Genomic DNA, 18,404 nt, shown 5'->3' with positions numbered 1-18,404 from the left:
CTGCACGTGCTCGCCGGCCTCACGGACTCGACGGGATCACCGTCGCCGTCGCGCCGTCGATCAGCAGGGCCTGATCGTCGCGGAGCGGGACCAGCGGGTAGTCGTCGGCGTACTGCTCCAGCGTCCGGCTGATGAGCTCCGGCGGGTACGGCGGCAACTGGCCGTCGGCGTGCGGGATCACCGTTCGGTCGATCAGCGCGAGCCCGGCGAATCCGGTGAGTGTCGGGCCGCCGGCAGGGTCGTCCAGGAGCGAGACTGGGGTGGCGTCCGGTCCGGCGATGATCGATCCGGCGCTGGCACCGATGTACGGCAGGCCCGCCCGCACGTGCCTGGTGATCACCGTGTCGTTCCCGGAGCTCCGCAACGCCTCGAGCAGGGCGAAGGTGCTTCCACTCGCGACGTAGACCGCGTCCAGGTCCGCCAGCGTGCGGTCGAGGTCGGCAGGCGCGGTCTCGCGGACGGTGACCCGAACGACCTCGTGGCCGAGGGCCTCCACCGACTCGCGCTCGGCGCGAACGAAGGGAGCCTCGGCGAACGCCACGTGCGCGTCGTCGACGTACCCGAGTCGCAGCCGACGACCCGCCGCATCGGTCGACTCGGCGAGGAACGGCGCCATGGCGCCCGGTTGGCGGGACAGCAGGAGGATCTTCACGGAGACACGCTAGAAGATACCGCCGACACGGCCGCTCCGGGCCTGTACCACCATCACCGCGAATGCGCGGGATTGGACCGGCTCCCGTGGCTGTGCTGGAGTGGACGTATGACATCACCGCAGGTCCTGGACCGGGAACAGGTCCGCGCCGCTGTGGACGTCGAGCAGCTCACCGAGGAACTCGGTGCAGCACTCCGCTCGTACACGGGCGAGGGTGCGCCGCAACGCATCCGCGTCCCGATCAACGACAACCTCACGGCCATGGTCCTCGTGCCCGGTCGCCACGAGGGCATCCCGGCCTACACGGTGAAGGTCCATGCGAAGAACCCGACCGCACGCGAGGCCGTGCACGGGACCATCCTGCTCCACCGCCTGCCCGACGGCGCCCTGTTGTCGATCATGGACAGCGGCTGGCTCACGGCACAACGAACCGCGCTCAGTGCCGCGTACGTCCACGACCACCTGACCGCAGCCGCGACACCGGGACCGGTGGCGATCATCGGAGCCGGCGTCCAAGGGGCGACCTTCGCGCGAGCCCTGCAGCGTCGACGCCCCTCGGTCGGATTCCGGATCCACGACCCGGATGCCGCCCGAGCCGAGTCACTGCGGGCCGAGCTGGGCGAGGGCTCGACGGTCGCGGCGACGGTCGAGCAGGCGTTGACGACGGCGACCTCGGCGATGACCGCGACCTGGGGACGCCGGCCGGTCGCCGAAGCCGCGGCGCTCGCGGCCTGCGAGCACATCACGGTGCTCGGCATGGACGAACCCGGCAAACGCGAGCTTCCCGAGGAGACCCTGGCGGGTGCGACCCGCTACGCCGACGACCCAGCCCTCGTCGAGCCGATCCTGCAGCGACCGACCACACCGATCAGCCTGGTGCTCCGGGGTGAGCGGATCGCCCGGTCCGCGCACGATCGCACCGTCTACCTCGCCGTCGGCCTGCCGATGCAGGACTGCGTCGCAGCCTGGCACGTGCACAACCGGGCGGGGTAGCCTGAACGCAGTGAACCGTTCTTCCTCTCTGTGACCCAGAGGCCTTTCAGCGACACCCGTTCGCTCCTCCCACGAGGGGCGGTGATTTCGTGCGCCCGGAACGGGAGCTCCCTGCGGAGTTCCCCTGCACCCCGGCCCCCATTCGAAACCACTCCGGAAAGAACACCCACGCATGACGTCCATCGACGCTTCCTCGACCCCCTCCGACGACCGCTCGGCTCTTCGCGCGAACTGCGCTGACTGCTTCGCGCTCTGCTGCACCGCGTTCGGGTTCCAACGATCAACCGACTTCCCGATCGACAAACCGGCAGGCACGCCCTGCCTCAATCTGGCGGACGACTTCTCCTGCACCATCCACGAATCCCTGCGTCCGAGAGGATTCCGCGGATGCACCGTCTTCGACTGCTTCGGCGCTGGCCAGCTCGTCTCGCAGGAGCTCTTCAGCGGCACGAGCTGGCGGGAACGCCCCGACACGAGCGCCGAGATGTTCGCCACGTTCTCCGTCGTCCGACAGCTGCAGGAGATGCGCTGGTACCTCGTCGAAGCCGCCGAGCGGACGGCCGCGTCAGACCTGATGGCGCACATCAGCCGGCTCCACACCGGGATCCAGCTGATCCTCGACGGCGGCACCTCCGAGGTGCTCGCCTGCGACGTCGAGTCCCTCCGTGCTGAGGTCCGGCACCTGCTGATCGACGTCAGCGAGGAGGCGCGGGGCGGGTACCTTGCCGGCGCCGATGCCGAGCCGGGCGACGACCTCCACCCCTCGGCGGACCTCGCCGGCCGCGACCTGCGCGCTCGTCGACTGTGCGGAGCAGACCTGCGCGGTGCGGTCCTGATCGGCGCGGACCTCCGCGGGGCGGACCTGCCAGGCGTGGACCTGCTCGGTGCCGATCTCCGCGGTGCACGACTCGACGGTGCCGTCCTCTCGGACGCCCTTTTCCTCACCCAGATGCAGCTCAACGCTGCCCGAGGTGACGAAGCGGCGCTCCTGCCGACCGCCCTCGACCGACCAGGGCACTGGACGACGGCGCGTCGCGCTTCCTCCCCGACAGATGGGGAGTTGTCCCCGTAGGCCTCGGGCAGCCGTCCCCGATACCGTCGATGACATGATCCGCATGCACCGCACCCTCGCCCTGACCGCCCTCGTCGCAGCGACCGCCGGGGTCGCCCTGACCGGGTGCTCGAGCCCGCAGCAGGCACCCGACGACGCCCTGGCACTCGGCACGGGCGTGGCCGTCGAGGTCGGGACCGGCGTCGAGATGTCGTTCGCGATCGACGACGTGCGCGAGGGGAAGCTGAGCGACCTCGCCGAGATGGGTCTGCAGTCGACACCCTCCGACGAGGGCAAGACGCCGTACTTCGTCACCTACTCGGTGACGCTCACCGACGGCGACATCGCGGACGCGGACCGCTCGGCTCTGCCCGTCCCGAAGACCGACGAGTGGAAGCTCACCGGCACGGGCACGTACCAGCCCATCCAGGTGATCGGCCAGTTCGACTGCACGCCGGACGGCAACGCGACCGCCGGAGTCGCACCCGACGCTCCCCTGGTCGCCTGCCAGGCGTTCCTCGGCGACGCGGACGCACTCCCGACCGCCATCGAGGTGAAGGACCTCGGCACCTGGGCGACGAAGGACTGAGCTCCCGCGACTCGAGCTGCACCTGCACCGGCGAACGGTCTTCCACCATTCGCCGGTGCAGGGTAGTGTCTGCCGTGCGATAAGCGAACACCGTGTTCCATTATCGAATTCTTGACGATGAAGTGAGGAATCGATGCAGTTCCACCACCACGGCTATGTCTCTGGTGATCCGCGGGTCCTGCCCGCAGCGGGCGCCGGCGTCGACCGGCCCGAGGACCTCCCGGAAGAGATGGACGTCCTCATCGTCGGCAGCGGCCCGGCCGGCATGATCGCCGCCGCCCAGCTGTCCCGGTTCCCGACGATCACCACGCGGATCGTGGAGCGCCGACCGGGACGCCTCGCGATCGGCCAGGCGGACGGTATCCAGGCGCGCAGCGTCGAGACCTTCGACGCCTTCGGCTTCGCCGAGCGCATCACCGCCGAGGCGTACCGGATCACCGAGATGGCGTTCTGGAAGCCCGACCTCGACGACCCGAGCCGCATCGTCCGCGGCGCACGCCCGCTCGACGACACGACGGGCGTCAGCGAGTACCCGCACCTCATCGTGAACCAGGCCCGCGTGCTCGACTATTTCGCCGAGTACATGGCGAACGCGCCGACCCGGATGCGGCCGGACTACGGGTGGGCGTTCCAGGGACTCGAGATCGACGACGACGCGGAGTACCCGGTCGCGGTCACACTGCTGGACACGAGCGATGAGTCCTCCGGCGAGACCAGGACCGTCCGCGCGAAGTACGTCATCGGGGCCGACGGCGCCCGGAGTGCCGTCCGCCAGGCGATCGGCTGCACCTTGGCCGGCGACCAGGCGAACCACGCGTGGGGCGTCATGGACGCCCTCGCCGTCACCGACTTCCCCGACATCCGTACGAAGTGCGCCATCCAGTCGGGTTCCGGCGGCAGTATCCTGCTCATCCCCCGCGAGGGCGGGCACCTCTTCCGGATGTACGTCGATCTCGGCGAGGTGCCGTCGGGCGGCAGCGAGGCCGTGCGGTCGACCTCGATCGAGCAGATCATCGACCACGCGAACACCATCCTGAGTCCCTATCGGCTCGACGTGAAGCACGTCGCCTGGCACAGCGTCTACGAGGTCGGCCATCGCCTGACGGACCGCTTCGACGACGTCCCGCTCGACGAACTCGGCACGCGCACGCCGCGCGTCTTCATCACCGGTGACGCCTGCCACACCCACAGCGCGAAGGCCGGCCAGGGAATGAACGTGTCGATGCAGGACGGGTTCAACCTCGCGTGGAAGCTCGGACATGTGCTCGAGGGCCGCAGCCCGGAGAGCCTGCTCGCGACCTACTCGGCCGAGCGGCAGGTGGTCGCGCAGGACCTCATCGACTTCGACCGGGAGTGGTCGACGCTCATGGCGAAGCGACCGGAGGAGTTCGCCGACCCGTCCGAGCTCGCCGACTTCTACGTGCGCACCGCGGAGTTCCCGGCCGGCTTCATGACCGAGTACAGCCCGTCGGCCATCGTCGGCGAACCCACGCACCAGCGGCTCGCCACCAGCTTCCCCATCGGCAAACGGTTCAAGTCCGCACTCACCTCGCGGGTCGCCGACGCGAACCACGTCCACCTCGGCCACCACGCCACGGCCGACGGGCGCTGGCGGATCTACGTCTTCGCGGATGCCGCTTCGCCAGCGTCTGGCCGATCGGCGGAGCTCGCCGCCTGGCTGCAGGACGACCCGGAGTCACCGCTCCGCGCGGTGCCTGACGGCGTGCGGGCCGACGACTGGTTCGACGTGAAGATCGTCTACCAGCAGCGCCACACCGACATCGACCTCGGCACCGTTCCGCCGGTGTTCCTGCCGCGCGTCGGTCCGTTCGACCTCATCGACTACGAGAAGGTCTACGCCCGCCATCCCGACGTCGACATCTTCGCCGGGCGCGGCGTCGACCGAGCGGGTGCCGTCGTCGTCGTGCGTCCGGACCAGTACGTCGCCCACGTGCTCCCGCTCACGGCCACCGCGGAGCTCGCGGCGTTCTTCGACGGCGTGATGCGACGGCAAGCGACGACCGCGAACGCCTGATCGTCAGGCAAGCTCGGCGTCGATGTCGGCGAGGTCCAGGACGAAGCGGTACCGGACGTCGTTGCGGGCGAGCCGGTCGAGCGCCACGTCCACGTCCGCCGCCGGGACGAGCTCGACGTCGGCTGTCACACCGTGAGCGCCGCAGAAGTCCAGCAGGTCCTGCGTCCACCGGTGACCCCCACTGCCCGACGATGTCAGTCGCTTCCGGCCGAGGAGCAGGTCCATCGTCTGGATGGAGATCGGTCCGAGGTAGCCGAGCGAGCACAGGGTCCCGTCGAGGTCGAGGACGCGGAGGTACGGTGTGAGGTCGTGCTCCACGGAGACCGTGTCGATGACGAGGTCGAGACTGCCGGCCGCTGCGGCCATCGCCTCGGGGTCGGTCGAGACCACGACCCGGGACGCGCCGAGCCGCAGTGCGTCGGTCGCCTTGCCCTCGGAGGTGGTGAAGACCGTGACGTCGGCGCCGAGCGCGTGGCCGAGTCGGACGGCGAGGTGCCCCAGACCGCCGAGGCCGACAATGCCGAGCCGCGTCCCATCCCCCACGCCGTTGGTGCGGAGCGGCTCCCAGACGGTGATGCCGGCGCACATCAGGGGTGCCACACCCGCCCGATCCAGGGAGGCCGGGCGGTGGTAGACGAAGCTGTCGCGGACGACATAGCGCCCGGAGTAGCCGCCGAGCGTCGTGCTCCCGTCGATGCGGTCCCGGCCACCGTAGGTGAGGGTCGGGAACTCCAAGCAGGAGTTCTCCTGGCTGCGCAGACACATCGTGCAGGTTCCGCACGAGTCCACGATGTTGCCGACGGCGACGGCGTCGCCGGGCGCGAAGGACGTCACGTCCGAGCCGACCGCGACGACCTCCCCGACGAACTCGTGACCGGGCACGAGTCCGGCCGCGGGTCCCGCGGAGGCGAGGGCGTGCAGGTCGCTGTGGCAGACACCGCAGTGCGTGACCCGTACGTCGACATCGTCCGGGCGGAGGTCGCGTCGGTCGATGACGGTCGGTCGGAGGGAGCGGGGAGCAGCGGTGGACATGAGGGCGGTTGTGCGCATGGGCCGATACTACCTACTAGTTGGTAGTATCGCTACACTGGATCGATGACCACCGCCGAACAGACTCGCCAGCGCATCCTCGACGCCGCGACCGAGGAGTTCGCCACCCACGGCATCGCAGGCGCACGGGTGGACCGCATCGCCAAGCGCTCCGGCATGAGCAAGCCGATGATCTACGCGTACTACGGCGCGAAGGACCAGCTGTTCGACGCCGTCTTCCACGCCCACGTCATCGCGAACGGCGACCGCGTACCGTTCACCGCCGCCGAGCTCCCCGAGTACGCGGCCCGGCTCTACGACGACTACCTCGCCGATCCGGCGCTCGCCCGCCTGGTGCTGTGGAAGCGGCTCGAGCGCGAGAGCACCGGCTACCTGTACCCCAGCCTCGAAGACCACGACGTCCGCCACATCCGGGACATCGAGGCGGAGCAACGAGCGGGGTCGATCCGCCCAGACCTCGACCCGGCGGACATCTGGTCGCTGCTCATCTCGACCGCCGCGACGTGGGCACAGGCGTCGATGACGGTCGTCGCGACCTCAGCGGACGCACCCGAGGTCCACCAGCGCCGGCGCACGGCACTGGCCGCGACGATCCGCGCCGGCCTCTGCACTCAGGACGAGCGCGGCGAGGATCAGCACCACGGCGAGCGCCGCGGTCAGCACGGAAGTGCCGACCACGAGGAGCGCCACGATCGCGCCCAGCCCCAGTAGGACGGCGATCGCGAGTCGCCGTCGTGCACCGGTCGCGACCGGGCTCGGAACCGCCTCGACGCGGGCGAACACCGTCGCGACCAGTGCGGTCAGCGTCAGCGCGAGCGCCAGCCAGAGTGGCCGCCCGAGCCACCATCCGAGGCTATCCGGCGCCGGAAGCGCGATGCCGGTCGTCAGTGCGAACAGGGCCGACGCGCCGGCCATCGCCAGCAGGACCGGCATGTGCCAGAGGTAGATCGTCATGGCCCGCGTGGTGACGAAGGCCGTCACCGCCGCGACCCTGGGCCGCCGGCTGAGCCTCGTGAGCCGGTCTCGCAGGAGCGACAGCAACGCCGTGTGCGCGACGCCGACGAGCAGGAGCGCCGCGGTGGGCGGGTTGATGTTCGCGATGAGGTCACTCGAGTACACGCCGGTCCACCAGGTGACGACGAGGACGACGACCGCCCCGACACCGGCGAGCGCCCGGACACGCCGGCTGAGCGCGCCGATCGAGCCGTCCGCCAGGAAGAACCCGAGTTGCTGGAGCGCGGTCCAGACGAGGACGAGGTTGATGAATCCGAGGGCGTCGACACCAGTGGCAGCACGCAGGACGTCGACCAGCACGGCGGCGATGGCGAGTGACGCGATCGACCGGAGCGGTGCGCGCTCGTGGGCGGCGGCGAGCGCAGGCAGCAGTGCCTGGCAGAGCAGGAAGACGCCGAGGAACCAGAGTGGCTGGCCGAACCGGAAGCCGGCCATGGCGACGAGGTCGGCGGGGACACCGGCCACGGTCAGCATCGTGAGGGCAGCTCCAACACAGCTGATGGTGACGACCGCGGGGAGCAACAGGCGATGGAGCCGCGCGGCGACGAACGCCGAGGCCGGCGCGCCGTGCGACCGGTGGCGTCGATACGCGAGCAGGCCGGCGAACCCGCCGATCACGAAGAACAGCGGCATGACCTGGAGGATCCAGCTGAGCGGGGCGATCCAGGCGGTGCCGTCACTCGCGTTCTCGAACACCGGACCGGCGGAGGTCACCGTCACGCCGACCATCATCGCGTGCAGGACGACGACACCGACGATGCAGCAGGCACGCACGAGGTCGATGCCGCGGTCGCGTTCGCCCCTGGTTCGATCTGGCCCGGTGCGGACCGGTCTGGCGCGATCGGTTCTGGCGTCGATCGGTGCTGCGTGGGTGATGGCCATGACGGTCCTCCTCGGTGATGTCCGAGGAGGTTACGAACGCGGCACCCGAGGGCACATCACCCGGCGGTGTCGTCGCGCCCCGTACCCAGGGGTGAGGCACCGACGCGCGGAGTCCGGGTCAGGACGGGGCGACGAGTCCGGTGTCGTAGGCGAAGATGACGGCCTGCACGCGGTCGCGCGCGCCGACCTTGGCGAGGACCTTGCCGACATGGGTCTTCACGGTCTGTTCCGCGATGAACAGGGTCGCGGCGATCTCGCTGTTCGACCGCCCATGGCCGATGAGGACGAGCACCTCGCGCTCGCGCTCGGTGAGCTCCGCCAGCCGCGCGGCGCCCTGCGAGGCGCGGGGCTTCTGCGCGGCGAACTGCGCGATCATCCGCCGGGTGACGCTCGGGGCCAGCAGTGCGTCACCGGCCGCCACCACCCGCACGGCGTGCACGAGGTCCTCGGGCAGCGCGTCCTTGAGCAGGAAGCCGCTCGCCCCGGCTTGCAGGGCGTCGTAGACGTAATCGTCGATGTCGAAGGTGGTGAGCATGATGATGCGGGGGACCTTCGCCGCCGGGTAGCCCGGGCCGAGGATGCGCTTCGCCGCCTCGATGCCGTCGAGCTCTGGCATGCGGACGTCCATGAGGATGACGTCGGGGTCGAGCCGCGCCGACAGCGTGACCGCTTCGGCTCCGTTCGCGGCCTGCCCTGTCACCCGGATCCCGTCGTGGGCGTCGAGGAGCGCGGCGAATCCGGCTCGGACCATGGCCTGGTCGTCGGCGATGAGGACGTCGATGGTCATTGGCGGTCCTTCGTCGAGCTGGATCGGGGGCGGGATGGCGTCGAGGTCGGCTCGCCGGTGGGCAGCACGGCCGTCAAGAGCCAACCGCCGACACCGTCGGGGCCGGCATCGAGGGTGCCGTCGAGGAGGGCGGCGCGTTCGAGCATGCCGCGGAGGCCGTGTCCGGCGCCGTGCTCCCCCGGGCTCTGCGCAGGACCGTTGTGGATGCGCAGCTGCACCGCGGTCGCATCGACCCGGACGTCGACGACGATGGGCGCGCCCGGTGCGTGTCGGACGGCGTTGCTCATCGCCTCCTGCACGATGCGGAACGCCGCGATCTGCACGGTCGGCGGGACGGGGACGCCTTCGTCACCGCGGTGCATCGAGAGGGTGATGTCGGCACCCACGCGGCGCAGGCTGTCGGCGAGTGCCGGGAGATCCTCCAGGCCTTGTTGCGGCGCGAGTTCTGCGACCTGGTCCTCGGTGCGCAGGACGCCGAGCAGACGCCGCATCTCGACGAGCGAGCCCCGCGCGGTGGCGGCGATGTCGTCGAACTCCGCTGCGGCATCCTGGGCGAGGCCCGGCACGCGGTACTTCGCCGTCGAGGCCTGCACCTGGATCACGGACATGCTGTGCGCGACCACGTCGTGGAGCTCGCGGGCGATGCGGGTGCGCTCCTCGACGAGCACGCGCCGGGACTGCTCGGCGGCGGAGATCTCACGCTCCCGGGTCAGCTCCTCGCCCACCCGGACGCGTCCCGAGACGAGCAGCGCCACGAGGTACGCCACCCCCGCGACGGATGACGCGACGATGAGGTCCGCGGCCATGGCGGTCGCGTCGGCGGCGGACGGGACGAGGAGCGCCGCGACGAGCGAGCCCGCGATGCCGACGAGCAACGGGATGAGTCCCAGCAGCCAACCGTGGAGGAAGGTGACGACGCCGACGAACACGGCGAACGCGATGAGCGCGGGCACCGACCATGGCCACGGCCAGACCGGGTCGTGGTCGGGCGAGGCGACCAGCGGGAGCACGAAGGCCGCAGCGGAGAACAGCACGATCGCGACGCGTGGGAGCACGACGGACAGGAGTGGCGCGCCACAGACCGCGGCTCCGAGGAGGAACGACGCCGGGAGCACGGTGCCGTAGAGGAGGCTCTGGATCGGAACGAGGACGCTCAGCAGGACGACGCCGACGCCCGCGAGGACGAAGAGTCCGACGGTGCGGCGGGAGGTGCCGCGCGCCGTCCGATCCACGAGGGTCATTGTCCCATCAGCGCCAGGGCCGGCGGGTGCTCCTCGGTGTCCGATTCCTCCGGCGTCCCGTCGCCGGCCGCATCGGACCGCTCACGGCGACGACGACGGATGGCTGCGACCCGGTCGACGACCAGACCGAGGACGAGCGCGACGCCCACACCGAGCACGGAGCTGAGGAACGGCTGGTCCTCGAAGAGCTTGCCGGCGACGACGCCGATGATCGCGCTGTAGGCGGCCCAGGTCACTCCCCCGATGACACTGAGCGGCAGGAACCGTCGCCACGGGTATCGGAGGGCACCGGCGGACATGTTGACCACGACGCGGCCGACCGGGATGTACCGCGCCCCGAGGATCAGCGGGGCGCCGCGACGCCCGAGCGTCCGCCCAGCCCGGTCGAAAGCCGCCGCGATCCGGGGACGCCGCATCCACGCGAAGCGCGTCGTGCCGACCCCGCGGCCGATGAGGTAGGCGATGTTGTCGCCGATCGCCGCACCCACGGCCGCGACGGCGCAGAGGAGCAGGAGGTTCGATCCGCCGGTCGAGACCGCGACGGCCGCTGCGGCGACGAGCACCGTCTCGCTCGGGATCGGCGGGAAGAACCCGTCGATGACCGCGGTCGCGAACATCACCACGTACAGCCACGGTGAGGTCACTGCGTTGAGGATGAGCTCGTTGATGACGTCCATGCTCCGACGCTACGAAGCGGACGGCGCCGCAGCATCACCCTGGGGTATCGCGGACCCCCTACCCCGGTGGTGTTCTGCGGCGCCGCCGGTGCCGGTCCTCGCCGGTGCCGGTCCTAGTCGACGACGGCCGGGACTTTCGGTTCGGCGTGCCCACGCGGGGCGAGCGCTTCGTGCGTGCTGATCTCGTAGGCGTTCTCGGCATGGAGGACGACGTCGAGGCCCTGCGCCTCCGTCTCGGCCGAGACACGGATGCCCATCGTCTTGTCGAGCACCTTCGCGAGCACCCAGGTGATGGAGAAGGTGTAGACGAAGACGGCGACGATCGCGAGCGCCTGCTTGCCCAGGAGCAGGAAGCCACCGCCCGCGAGGAGCCCCTCTCCTCCACTCGGCGCGAGCGGGACCGCGAGCACACCGATGAGGAGGCCACCGACGACGCCGCCGACGAAGTGCAGGGCGGTGACGTCGAGGGCGTCGTCGAAGCCGAGGCGGACCTTGAGGCTCACCGCGAAGTAGCAGACGACCGCTGCGGCGGCACCGATCGCGAGGGAGCCGAGCGGGGTGACCGCACCGCAGGACGGCGTGATGGCGACGAGTGCGGCGATCGCGCCCGAGCAGGCGCCGAGGGTGGTGGGGTGACCGTCGCGCAGCTTCTCGACGAGGAGCCAGACGATGACGCCCGCGCAGGTCGCGGCGACGGTGTTGAAGACGGCGACGGCGGCGTTGTTGTCGGCGGCACCGAGGGCGCTGCCGTCGAAGCCGATCCAGCCGACGAAGAGCAGGCCGGCACCGAGGAGCGTGAGCGGGAGGCTGTGCGCCTTCGGCTGCGACGGGAAGCCGTTGCGCTTGCCGAGGACGATGGCGAGGGCCAGGGCGGCGACCCCGGAGTTGACGTGGATCGCGGTGCTGCCGGCGTAGTCGATCGAGCCGATCGTGTTCGCGAGCCACCCGCCCTGCACGCTGCCGTCAGCGGAGTCGAAGGCGAAGACCCAGTGCGCGACCGGGAAGTAGACGAGCGTCGACCAGACACCGGCGAAGACCATCCATGCGCTGAACTTCATCCGACCGGCGGCAGCACCGGCGACGATCCCGATCGTGAGACCGGCGAACATCAGGTGGAGTGCGGCGAGCGCCAGCGGCGGCAGCGTGCTCCCCTCAGGGGCGACGAGCAACTGGCCGAGGCCCGGGTACTCGGTGGGGTCGCCGACGAGCCCGAGGCCGCCGAGGCTGTCGCCGAAGACCATCGAGTAGCCGAAGGCCACCCAGAGGATCCCGACGAGACAGAACGACGCGAAGATCATCATCATCATGTTCATGGTGACGCGACGGCTGACCATGCCGCCGTAGAACATCGCCAGGCCGGGCAGCATCAGCGCCACGGCCACCACCGCCGTCAGGAGCCATGCAGTGTTGCCCGCGATTGCAGCCGTGTCCATTCGGACCTCCAGGGTTCGCGCGGGATCCGAAACGGACGACCGCATTTTCAATAGGTCATCCAATTGTTGTGACGACCGGTTTCAATGCAGTATCGAATCCGTTTCGTGTTCGTTACGGGATCGCGTGTCGAGTCCGGTCGGCGTTTACCCCTCGGCAGACGTGAATGATGGGCGTCATCACGTCGAGCCTGCGGTCGGGACGTCGGACCCACTCGACGGACGCCCCAGCTGAGGACGAGTCTCCGGCGGGTTAGCCGGCCGCGAGGTCGAGTTGGAGCGCAGCCCGCTCGACGTCGGCGAGCGCAGCGCGGTCGACAAGGAGGCTGTGGAGGGTGGCGGCGGAGGTGCGCCGCGCGAAGGCCCTGATGCGGTCCGTCTCGCTCGCACCCTCGGCGGCCTCGACCGGCGGGTACTGGGCGGCGATGTCGCCGGAGCCATAACGGTAGGCCTTCTGCATGCCCTCGTTGGCGTGGAGTGCGGCCGCGGCCGCCCACTCCGGCGTCTCGCTGCCGCCGAGCACGAGGGTCCCCTGCTCGACGCCGTCGCGGATGAGTCCGGCGACGAACGTGAACAGCGTGCGGTAGTCGTCCCAGAACGACGCGAGGTCGTCGGGGTGCTCCGCCGCGAGCCGCTCGATCTCGTTGTAGTCGAAGGGCGCCTCGCAGATCGCGACGCCGTCCTCGTAGAGGACGCGGTAGAGCTTCGCGGGAACATCAGCCTCGATCGGACCGAGGGCCTCCGCGGCGCCGACCGACTGGCGGTTCGAGGCGGCGGTCGCCCGCAGCACCTCGCGCTTGTTCGCGAACCAGTAGTAGAGCGAGGACTGCTTCATCCCACACGCCTCGGCCAGCATCGTCATGCTCGTGCGCTCGTACCCGCGCTCCGCGAACAGCCTGGTCGCGACCTGGATGATCTCCTCACGAGGATCCTCGGCGGCGATCCCGCTCGCGCGCGGACGACCGGGCGATGCTCCTGTGCGGCCGGCCATCGATCACCACTCCCTGCTCGCGGACACCTCCGCCAATCCTACGGGCGGGCACGGCGGCTCAGCTCTCGCCCAGCAGCTCCCGCATGGCCGCCTCGATCACGGCCGTCTCGGCTGCACGCACGCCGGGCCGACCCGCCACATGGCCGAGGTCGGACTCGATCACCCGCACCTCGCTCCGACGCATCATCGACGACTCCAGGACGTTGTCCTCGACGGTGAAGTAGAGGTCGGTCGACGACGGCATGACGATGCTCCGCGCGCGCACACCCCCGAGCGCCGCGGCCAACCCGCCCTCGACCCCTCGCCCGGGATCCGCCCGCTGCCAGGTGCGCAGCATCGCGAGCAGGTCGTTCGCGTCCCACCGCTCGTGGTCGGCCGCCCAGTCCTCGAGGAGGGCGGCGACGTCGGCGTACCCGAGCTCGCGGTAGGTGCCGTCGCGGAAGAACGCCTGCGAGTAGGCCCACCCCGCATACACCGTCCCGAATGCGCGGAGTCCGGCCCGCGGCGGTGTCGTGTAGCGCCCGTCGTCGAACGCCGGATCGGCCCGGAGCGCCGCCTCGACACCGGCCAGGAAGACCGCGTTGTGCGGCGAACACCGTGCCGCACCGGCGATGGGGAGGAACCCGTCGAGGAGGCCCGGGTACCGCACCGCCCATTCGTACGCCTGCAGCGCGCCCATCGACCAGCCCGCGACCAGCCGCCAGCGACGGACACCGAGGCGTTCGGCGAGCCGCAGTTGTGCCCGGACGTTGTCACCGATCGAGACAGTGGGGAACGCCGCACCCCGCGCCTCGGCCACCGCGTTCGACGGTGAGGTGGAAACGCCGTTGCCGAACAGGTTCGTCGAGACGACGAACCAGCGCTCAGGGTCGAGCGCCCGGCCCGGCCCGATCCACGGCTCGTAGCTGGCGTGGATGCCGGTGTAGTAGCTCGGGAGCAGGACGGCGTTGTCGCCGTCGGCGTTCAGCGCGCCCCGCGTCGTGTACGCGAGGCGCGCCTCGGGGAGGTCCGCGCCGGACTCCAGCGCGAACCTCCCGAGGTCGAGGACCTGGTGCATCGGGATCAGAAGAACTTCAGGTAGCGGGCGGTCTCCCAGTCCGACACGTGCGCCTGATACTCGTTCCATTCCTGGCGCTTGTAGTCGATGAATGCGTCGTACATCGCCTCGCCGAACACGGCACGCGACAGCGAGTCGGTGGCGAACTCGTCGACCGCCTCGCCGAGGCTGCGAGGCAGCATGCCGATGCCGAGCTGCGCGACCTGTGCCTCGGTGTAGTCGTACATGTTCTCGGTGTGCGGCGCTCCCGGGTCGAGGTCCTCACGGATGCCCTCGAGGCCCGCGGCGAGGATGAGTGCCGCCCCGAGGTACGGGTTGCAGCTGATGTCGGCCGCCCGGCACTCCACGCGCCCACCCTGGAGCGGCACGCGCAGCATGTTCGTCCGGTTGTTGTTGCCGTAGCTCACGAAGACCGGAGCCCAGGTGGAGCCCGACATGCTGCCCTGACGCACGAGCCGCTTGTAGCTGTTGACCGTCGGCGCGATGACCGCCGAGAGCGCCGGCGCGTGCTTCAGGACTCCGGCGATGAACTTGTATCCGAGCTCCGAGATACCGCAACCACGCGGGTCGTCGTCGGTCTCGAACAGGTTCTCACCGGTCTCGATGTCGGCGAGCGACATGTTGAAGTGCGCACCCGAGCCGCTGCGGTCGGCGAAGGGCTTCGGCATGAATGTCGCGAAGTAGCCGTGCTTGCGGACGATCTCGTTGGCCATCAGCCGGAAGAACACGGCGCGGTCGGCCATGGTGAGCGCGTCGGAGTAGTTGAAGTCGATCTCGAACTGCCCCGGGGCGTCCTCGTGGTCGAACGAGTACACGCCCCAGCCCATCTCGGTCATCGCCTCGACCAGCTCGGTGAGCCAATCGAGGTTGTCGAGCGCGGCGGTCGCCGTGTAGCAGGGCTTCGCGAGGTCGTCGCGGTCGCTGACCTCGGTCACACCCTCGGGGGTGTCCTTTAGGACGAAGAACTCGGTCTCGATGCCGAGGTTGAAGGTGAAGCCCATCTCGGCCGCCGCATCGAGCTGACGCTTGAGGATGTTGCGGGAGGCCGCCTCGAACGGTTCGCCCTTCGTGTACAGGTCGCTCGCGAAGAAGGCGACGTCCTTCCGCCACGGCAACTGCACCGCGCTGTCGAGGTCGGGGCGGGCCGACAACTCCTCGTCGCTGATGTCCTGCGGGAGGCCGTCGAGCGCGGCGCCGGTGAAGAGCTCCGACCCCCCGGCCATGCGCTCGAGGTGGGACAGCGGCACGAACTTGGTCTTGATGCTGCCGTGCAGGTCCACGAAGCTCGCCATCGCGTACTTGACGCCGGCCTCCTGCAGACGGGTGCGAACGGAATCGACGGTGGTCGCGGTCTCGACGATGGTCATGGGGTGCTCCTCCGGTTGTGTCGCACGCGTACTGCGACGTATTTCCATACTGTATTGAAAAGTATGCGGGCACCCGGTTTCACCGTGGTGACGGCGATGTTTCGCGGAGATGAAGGCGCGGGTCGCCGGGATGGCACCGAGCTCTGCCATATCACCTAATTAAAGATGTTGACGTATTAAACATGAGCGTCTAGTATTTAAGTTATCGCCTGATCGGCTGCTCGAGCTGCCTCCCGGAAAGCGCTTGATGCGACTGTTCGATCGATGAACACCCCATCAGACAAGCTAGGAGCACCTCCATGTCCCACCTCCCCCGACGCCGACGGGCATTGGCCGCATCGGCCCTGCTCGGCACGGCAGCCATCGCCAGCTCCCTCATCCCCACCGCAGCGTGGGCGGCAGCCGGCGACACCAACGTCGTCGCCGACCCGAACTTCCAGGCGTGCCTCAACGAGGACCAGTTCAAGCGCGACGCCGCCACGCCGATCACCGAGGCCGAACTCGCCACAGTGACCGGCTGGGTGGAGTGCGTCTCGAAGTACGCCACCATCACGAGCCTCGAGGGTGCACAGTTCCTCGTCAACGCGCCCATCCTCAGCCTGCACTCCAACCTGGAGATCAACGACCTCACGCCGCTCGAGGGGATGGACGCGCTCCGCACCCTCACGCTCCAGGGGTACAAGAACCTCCCCGCGACGATCGATCTGCACGATCTTGCCGGGGTCGGTGACACCCTGACCTCACTGAGCCTCATCCCGGCAGTCGCGGACGAGACCGTCGCTCCCCCGACGACGATCACCGGCTGGGACGCGCTGCCCAACCTCACCAAGCTCTCCGTCCCGTTCAACCGACAGACGGACATGGACCTGCAGGCGCTCACCGCCCTCACCGACCTGCGTGTCGGCTACAACCTGCTCGACGGTGCCGACCTCGCCTCGTTCCCGCGCGGCCCGTACAACATTCTGAACCTCGAGTTCAATGCGATCAACGACTTCTCGGGACTCCCGACCACGTCGACCCTGTGGGCGGACGACCAGCGTCACGTCAGCTCGGAGCCGATCCTGAAGTCCGCCGAGCAGAGCAGCATCACCGCCACACCGGCTGACCGCACCGTCCCGTGGTCGGGCGGCACGGCTCGACTCGGAGACGGGTCCGTCGACGCCGGTCCCCTCACCTTCGCGAGCACCGACATCGTCACGCGCGCCCAGGCGTCGGCCGAAGGGCTCGAGCCCGTCCGCGGCGACTACGAGTGGTACGCCCAGTACTCGTGGACGATCGACGACCCGAGCGGAGCCGCTGCGAACGGCACCACCCTGTACCCCGTCGTCGAGGTCGACCAGCACGACGCGTCCGTCTCGGTGCCCGCGCACACCGCCCTCGACGAGGAGCTGGTCACGTTCGACTACTCCAACGGCACGGTCGACGCTTACGCACCGACCTCGTACTCCACCGTGGCCGGTTCGCTCCCGGACGGTCTGTCCGTCGACCCGCAGACGGGGCACCTCGTCGGCACCACCACGACGACCGGCACCTTCTCCGTGACCATCGACACCACCGACGCCTCCGGCCTCACGACCCGCGGTGAGCACACCGTGACGATCGACGCGCTTGTCGTCCCGGACCCCGCGACCCCGGGCGTCGACAACCCGGCCGGCCCGGACAACGCCTCGTGGATCGTCCCGGCCGACACCGACCTCATCACCTGGACGCTGCGCGACGGCCACCTCATCGCCACGACCGTGCCCGGCGCAGTGTTCGCCGACGGCACCGACACCATCGACTACGGTGTCGCGGTCGACCCCGACACGCAGGACTCGGGCGACACCGGGTCCGGCTCGACCGGCGGCGGATCCTCGACCGGCGGCAACTCGTCGAACGGCAAGCTCGCCTCCACCGGCGTCGACGCGGCTGGAACGATCGCCGCGATCGGCGGAGCACTCACGCTCCTCGCAGCCGGCCTCGTCATGATGCTGCGCCGCCAGAAGCAGGCACAGCGCTGACGACGGCGACCCGGCGAGCCCACCGGCCCGCCTGACCGCTGAAGCACGAACGGCCCCGCCCCCCCCCCCCCCCCCCGGGGGAGGGGGGCGCTCCGCCTCCCACCCCTGGCCGGGACGGGGGCCCGGCCGCGTTTTTTTCTACCGCGGGGGGGGTNGCCGCCCCCCCCCCCCCCCCCCCCCCGGAGGGACGGGGCCGTTCTGCGTTCACGTCGTGGACGGGATGCGCGACCGCGTCATGCTTGTCATCACGCGGAGGGTGCATCCGAAACCCGTCGGCGCCGGACCACGGCCACCGTCAGCGCACCGATCAGCAGGGCTGAGCGTACCGAGCGCCGTCGCGGGGACGACACCGTCGACACCGGTCTTGCTGAGGTCGTCGCCGCCTCCAGCCGCGGCACCGCCACCAGCCTCGCCACCGCCCGCCGGGATATCGGCCGGCGAGGCGTACCAGGTCGCTGCACCGTCGCCCACCCGACCGCAGCGGCTGAGCTGCGCGTTCGGCGTGCCGGTCAGGACCCCGTACTCGATCATGATCGGGAACTGCTGCAGCCGCTGGGTCCCCGGCCCGGTCAGGTGGACCTGGTCGGC

Annotated in this window: 16 protein-coding genes and 1 pseudogene; 6 read left to right on the top strand and 11 right to left on the bottom strand. The window is 69.9% G+C overall.

What is annotated here, in order from left to right:
* Positions 1-19: 19 nt before the first annotated feature.
* Complete coding sequence (locus GV015_RS04765) at positions 20-652, bottom strand: Type 1 glutamine amidotransferase-like domain-containing protein (protein ID WP_201299352.1); 633 nt, start codon at positions 650-652, stop codon at positions 20-22.
* Positions 653-760: 108 nt separating this feature from the next.
* Between GV015_RS04765 and GV015_RS04760 the strand changes: the two genes are divergently transcribed.
* The 4 genes from GV015_RS04760 (at position 761) to GV015_RS04745 (ending at position 5,320) form a co-directional block, all read left to right on the top strand.
* Complete coding sequence (locus GV015_RS04760; RefSeq protein WP_071261383.1) at positions 761-1,645, top strand: hypothetical protein; 885 nt, start codon at positions 761-763, stop codon at positions 1,643-1,645.
* Positions 1,646-1,817: 172 nt separating this feature from the next.
* Positions 1,818-2,717 carry a pentapeptide repeat-containing protein gene (locus GV015_RS04755; protein WP_159876943.1) on the top strand — a complete coding sequence of 300 codons (900 nt, stop codon included), beginning with the start codon at positions 1,818-1,820 and terminating at the stop codon, positions 2,715-2,717.
* A gap of 34 nt (positions 2,718-2,751) precedes the next feature.
* Positions 2,752-3,285, top strand: a complete 534-nt coding sequence (locus GV015_RS04750) for a hypothetical protein (protein WP_159876941.1) — start codon at positions 2,752-2,754, stop codon at positions 3,283-3,285.
* Between the two features lie 133 nt (positions 3,286-3,418).
* Positions 3,419-5,320: an FAD-binding monooxygenase gene (locus GV015_RS04745; RefSeq protein WP_159876939.1), complete on the top strand. Its 1,902-nt coding sequence runs from the start codon at positions 3,419-3,421 to the stop codon at positions 5,318-5,320.
* 3 nt (positions 5,321-5,323) lie between these two features.
* Here GV015_RS04745 and GV015_RS04740 read toward each other — a convergent pair whose 3' ends face one another.
* Positions 5,324-6,370 carry an NAD(P)-dependent alcohol dehydrogenase gene (locus GV015_RS04740; protein ID WP_159876937.1) on the bottom strand — a complete coding sequence of 349 codons (1,047 nt, stop codon included), beginning with the start codon at positions 6,368-6,370 and terminating at the stop codon, positions 5,324-5,326.
* 45 nt (positions 6,371-6,415) lie between these two features.
* On the opposite strand from GV015_RS04740, the pseudogene GV015_RS19130 reads away from it, so the two are divergent.
* Positions 6,416-6,904: pseudogene (locus GV015_RS19130) on the top strand (TetR family transcriptional regulator); the annotation flags it as partial.
* 3 nt (positions 6,905-6,907) lie between these two features.
* On the opposite strand, the gene GV015_RS04730 reads toward GV015_RS19130, so the two are convergent.
* From GV015_RS04730 to glnT, 8 genes are all read right to left on the bottom strand, one after another.
* Positions 6,908-8,266: an acyltransferase gene (locus GV015_RS04730; protein ID WP_201299351.1), complete on the bottom strand. Its 1,359-nt coding sequence runs from the start codon at positions 8,264-8,266 to the stop codon at positions 6,908-6,910.
* Between the two features lie 118 nt (positions 8,267-8,384).
* On the bottom strand, positions 8,385-9,053 hold the full coding sequence (locus GV015_RS04725; protein ID WP_159876933.1) for a response regulator transcription factor: 669 nt from the start codon (positions 9,051-9,053) through the stop codon (positions 8,385-8,387).
* On the bottom strand, positions 9,050-10,294 hold the full coding sequence (locus GV015_RS04720) for a sensor histidine kinase (RefSeq protein WP_159876931.1): 1,245 nt from the start codon (positions 10,292-10,294) through the stop codon (positions 9,050-9,052). Before GV015_RS04720 ends, GV015_RS04725 begins: the two co-directional genes overlap by 4 nt.
* Entirely contained in the window at positions 10,291-10,971 is a 681-nt protein-coding gene (locus tag GV015_RS04715) for a DedA family protein (protein WP_159876929.1), read from the bottom strand. Before GV015_RS04715 ends, GV015_RS04720 begins: the two co-directional genes overlap by 4 nt.
* Before the next feature lie 113 nt (positions 10,972-11,084).
* Positions 11,085-12,404: an ammonium transporter gene (locus tag GV015_RS04710; RefSeq protein ID WP_159876927.1), complete on the bottom strand. Its 1,320-nt coding sequence runs from the start codon at positions 12,402-12,404 to the stop codon at positions 11,085-11,087.
* A gap of 250 nt (positions 12,405-12,654) precedes the next feature.
* Positions 12,655-13,392, bottom strand: coding sequence for a TetR/AcrR family transcriptional regulator (locus GV015_RS04705; RefSeq protein WP_159876925.1), 738 nt, complete (start codon positions 13,390-13,392; stop codon positions 12,655-12,657).
* 58 nt (positions 13,393-13,450) lie between these two features.
* Positions 13,451-14,449, bottom strand: a complete 999-nt coding sequence (locus GV015_RS04700; RefSeq protein WP_159876923.1) for an alpha/beta fold hydrolase — start codon at positions 14,447-14,449, stop codon at positions 13,451-13,453.
* A 5-nt stretch (positions 14,450-14,454) separates the two neighbouring features.
* The gene (glnT, locus tag GV015_RS04695; protein ID WP_159876921.1) at positions 14,455-15,816 is read right to left on the bottom strand and encodes a type III glutamate--ammonia ligase; all 1,362 of its coding nucleotides are present in this window, start codon (positions 15,814-15,816) and stop codon (positions 14,455-14,457) included.
* Positions 15,817-16,115: 299 nt separating this feature from the next.
* On the opposite strand from glnT, the gene GV015_RS04690 reads away from it, so the two are divergent.
* A complete protein-coding gene (locus tag GV015_RS04690; RefSeq protein ID WP_159876919.1) occupies positions 16,116-17,816 on the top strand; it encodes an Ig domain-containing protein in 1,701 nt (566 codons plus the stop codon).
* Positions 17,817-18,020: 204 nt separating this feature from the next.
* On the opposite strand, the gene GV015_RS04685 is transcribed toward GV015_RS04690, so the two are convergent.
* Positions 18,021-18,347 carry a hypothetical protein gene (locus GV015_RS04685; RefSeq protein WP_159876917.1) on the bottom strand — a complete coding sequence of 109 codons (327 nt, stop codon included), beginning with the start codon at positions 18,345-18,347 and terminating at the stop codon, positions 18,021-18,023.
* Positions 18,348-18,404 lie beyond the last annotated feature (57 nt).

The sequence above is a fragment of the Plantibacter sp. T3 genome (genome assembly GCF_902506515.1).
GTDB lineage: Bacteria > Actinomycetota > Actinomycetes > Actinomycetales > Microbacteriaceae > Plantibacter > Plantibacter auratus.
Note: the sequence above shows the minus strand (reverse complement) of the source record. Positions and strands in the feature narration are given on the sequence as shown.

What these genes read in the sequence shown, in the direction of transcription:
- glnT (WP_159876921.1), bottom strand. Translation starts at nt 15,816, where the DNA reads ATGACCATCGTCGAGACCGCGACCACCGTCGATTCCGTTCGCACCCGT.
- GV015_RS04690 (WP_159876919.1), top strand. Translation starts at nt 16,116, where the DNA reads ATGTCCCACCTCCCCCGACGCCGACGGGCATTGGCCGCATCGGCCCTG.
- GV015_RS04685 (WP_159876917.1), bottom strand. Translation starts at nt 18,347, where the DNA reads ATGATCGAGTACGGGGTCCTGACCGGCACGCCGAACGCGCAGCTCAGC.
- GV015_RS04705 (WP_159876925.1), bottom strand. Translation starts at nt 13,392, where the DNA reads ATGGCCGGCCGCACAGGAGCATCGCCCGGTCGTCCGCGCGCGAGCGGG.
- GV015_RS04720 (WP_159876931.1), bottom strand. Translation starts at nt 10,294, where the DNA reads ATGACCCTCGTGGATCGGACGGCGCGCGGCACCTCCCGCCGCACCGTC.
- GV015_RS04750 (WP_159876941.1), top strand. Translation starts at nt 2,752, where the DNA reads ATGATCCGCATGCACCGCACCCTCGCCCTGACCGCCCTCGTCGCAGCG.
- GV015_RS04740 (WP_159876937.1), bottom strand. Translation starts at nt 6,370, where the DNA reads ATGCGCACAACCGCCCTCATGTCCACCGCTGCTCCCCGCTCCCTCCGA.
- GV015_RS04745 (WP_159876939.1), top strand. Translation starts at nt 3,419, where the DNA reads ATGCAGTTCCACCACCACGGCTATGTCTCTGGTGATCCGCGGGTCCTG.
- GV015_RS04760 (WP_071261383.1), top strand. Translation starts at nt 761, where the DNA reads ATGACATCACCGCAGGTCCTGGACCGGGAACAGGTCCGCGCCGCTGTG.
- GV015_RS04725 (WP_159876933.1), bottom strand. Translation starts at nt 9,053, where the DNA reads ATGACCATCGACGTCCTCATCGCCGACGACCAGGCCATGGTCCGAGCC.
- GV015_RS04730 (WP_201299351.1), bottom strand. Translation starts at nt 8,266, where the DNA reads ATGGCCATCACCCACGCAGCACCGATCGACGCCAGAACCGATCGCGCC.
- GV015_RS04700 (WP_159876923.1), bottom strand. Translation starts at nt 14,449, where the DNA reads ATGCACCAGGTCCTCGACCTCGGGAGGTTCGCGCTGGAGTCCGGCGCG.
- GV015_RS04710 (WP_159876927.1), bottom strand. Translation starts at nt 12,404, where the DNA reads ATGGACACGGCTGCAATCGCGGGCAACACTGCATGGCTCCTGACGGCG.
- GV015_RS04755 (WP_159876943.1), top strand. Translation starts at nt 1,818, where the DNA reads ATGACGTCCATCGACGCTTCCTCGACCCCCTCCGACGACCGCTCGGCT.
- GV015_RS04715 (WP_159876929.1), bottom strand. Translation starts at nt 10,971, where the DNA reads ATGGACGTCATCAACGAGCTCATCCTCAACGCAGTGACCTCACCGTGG.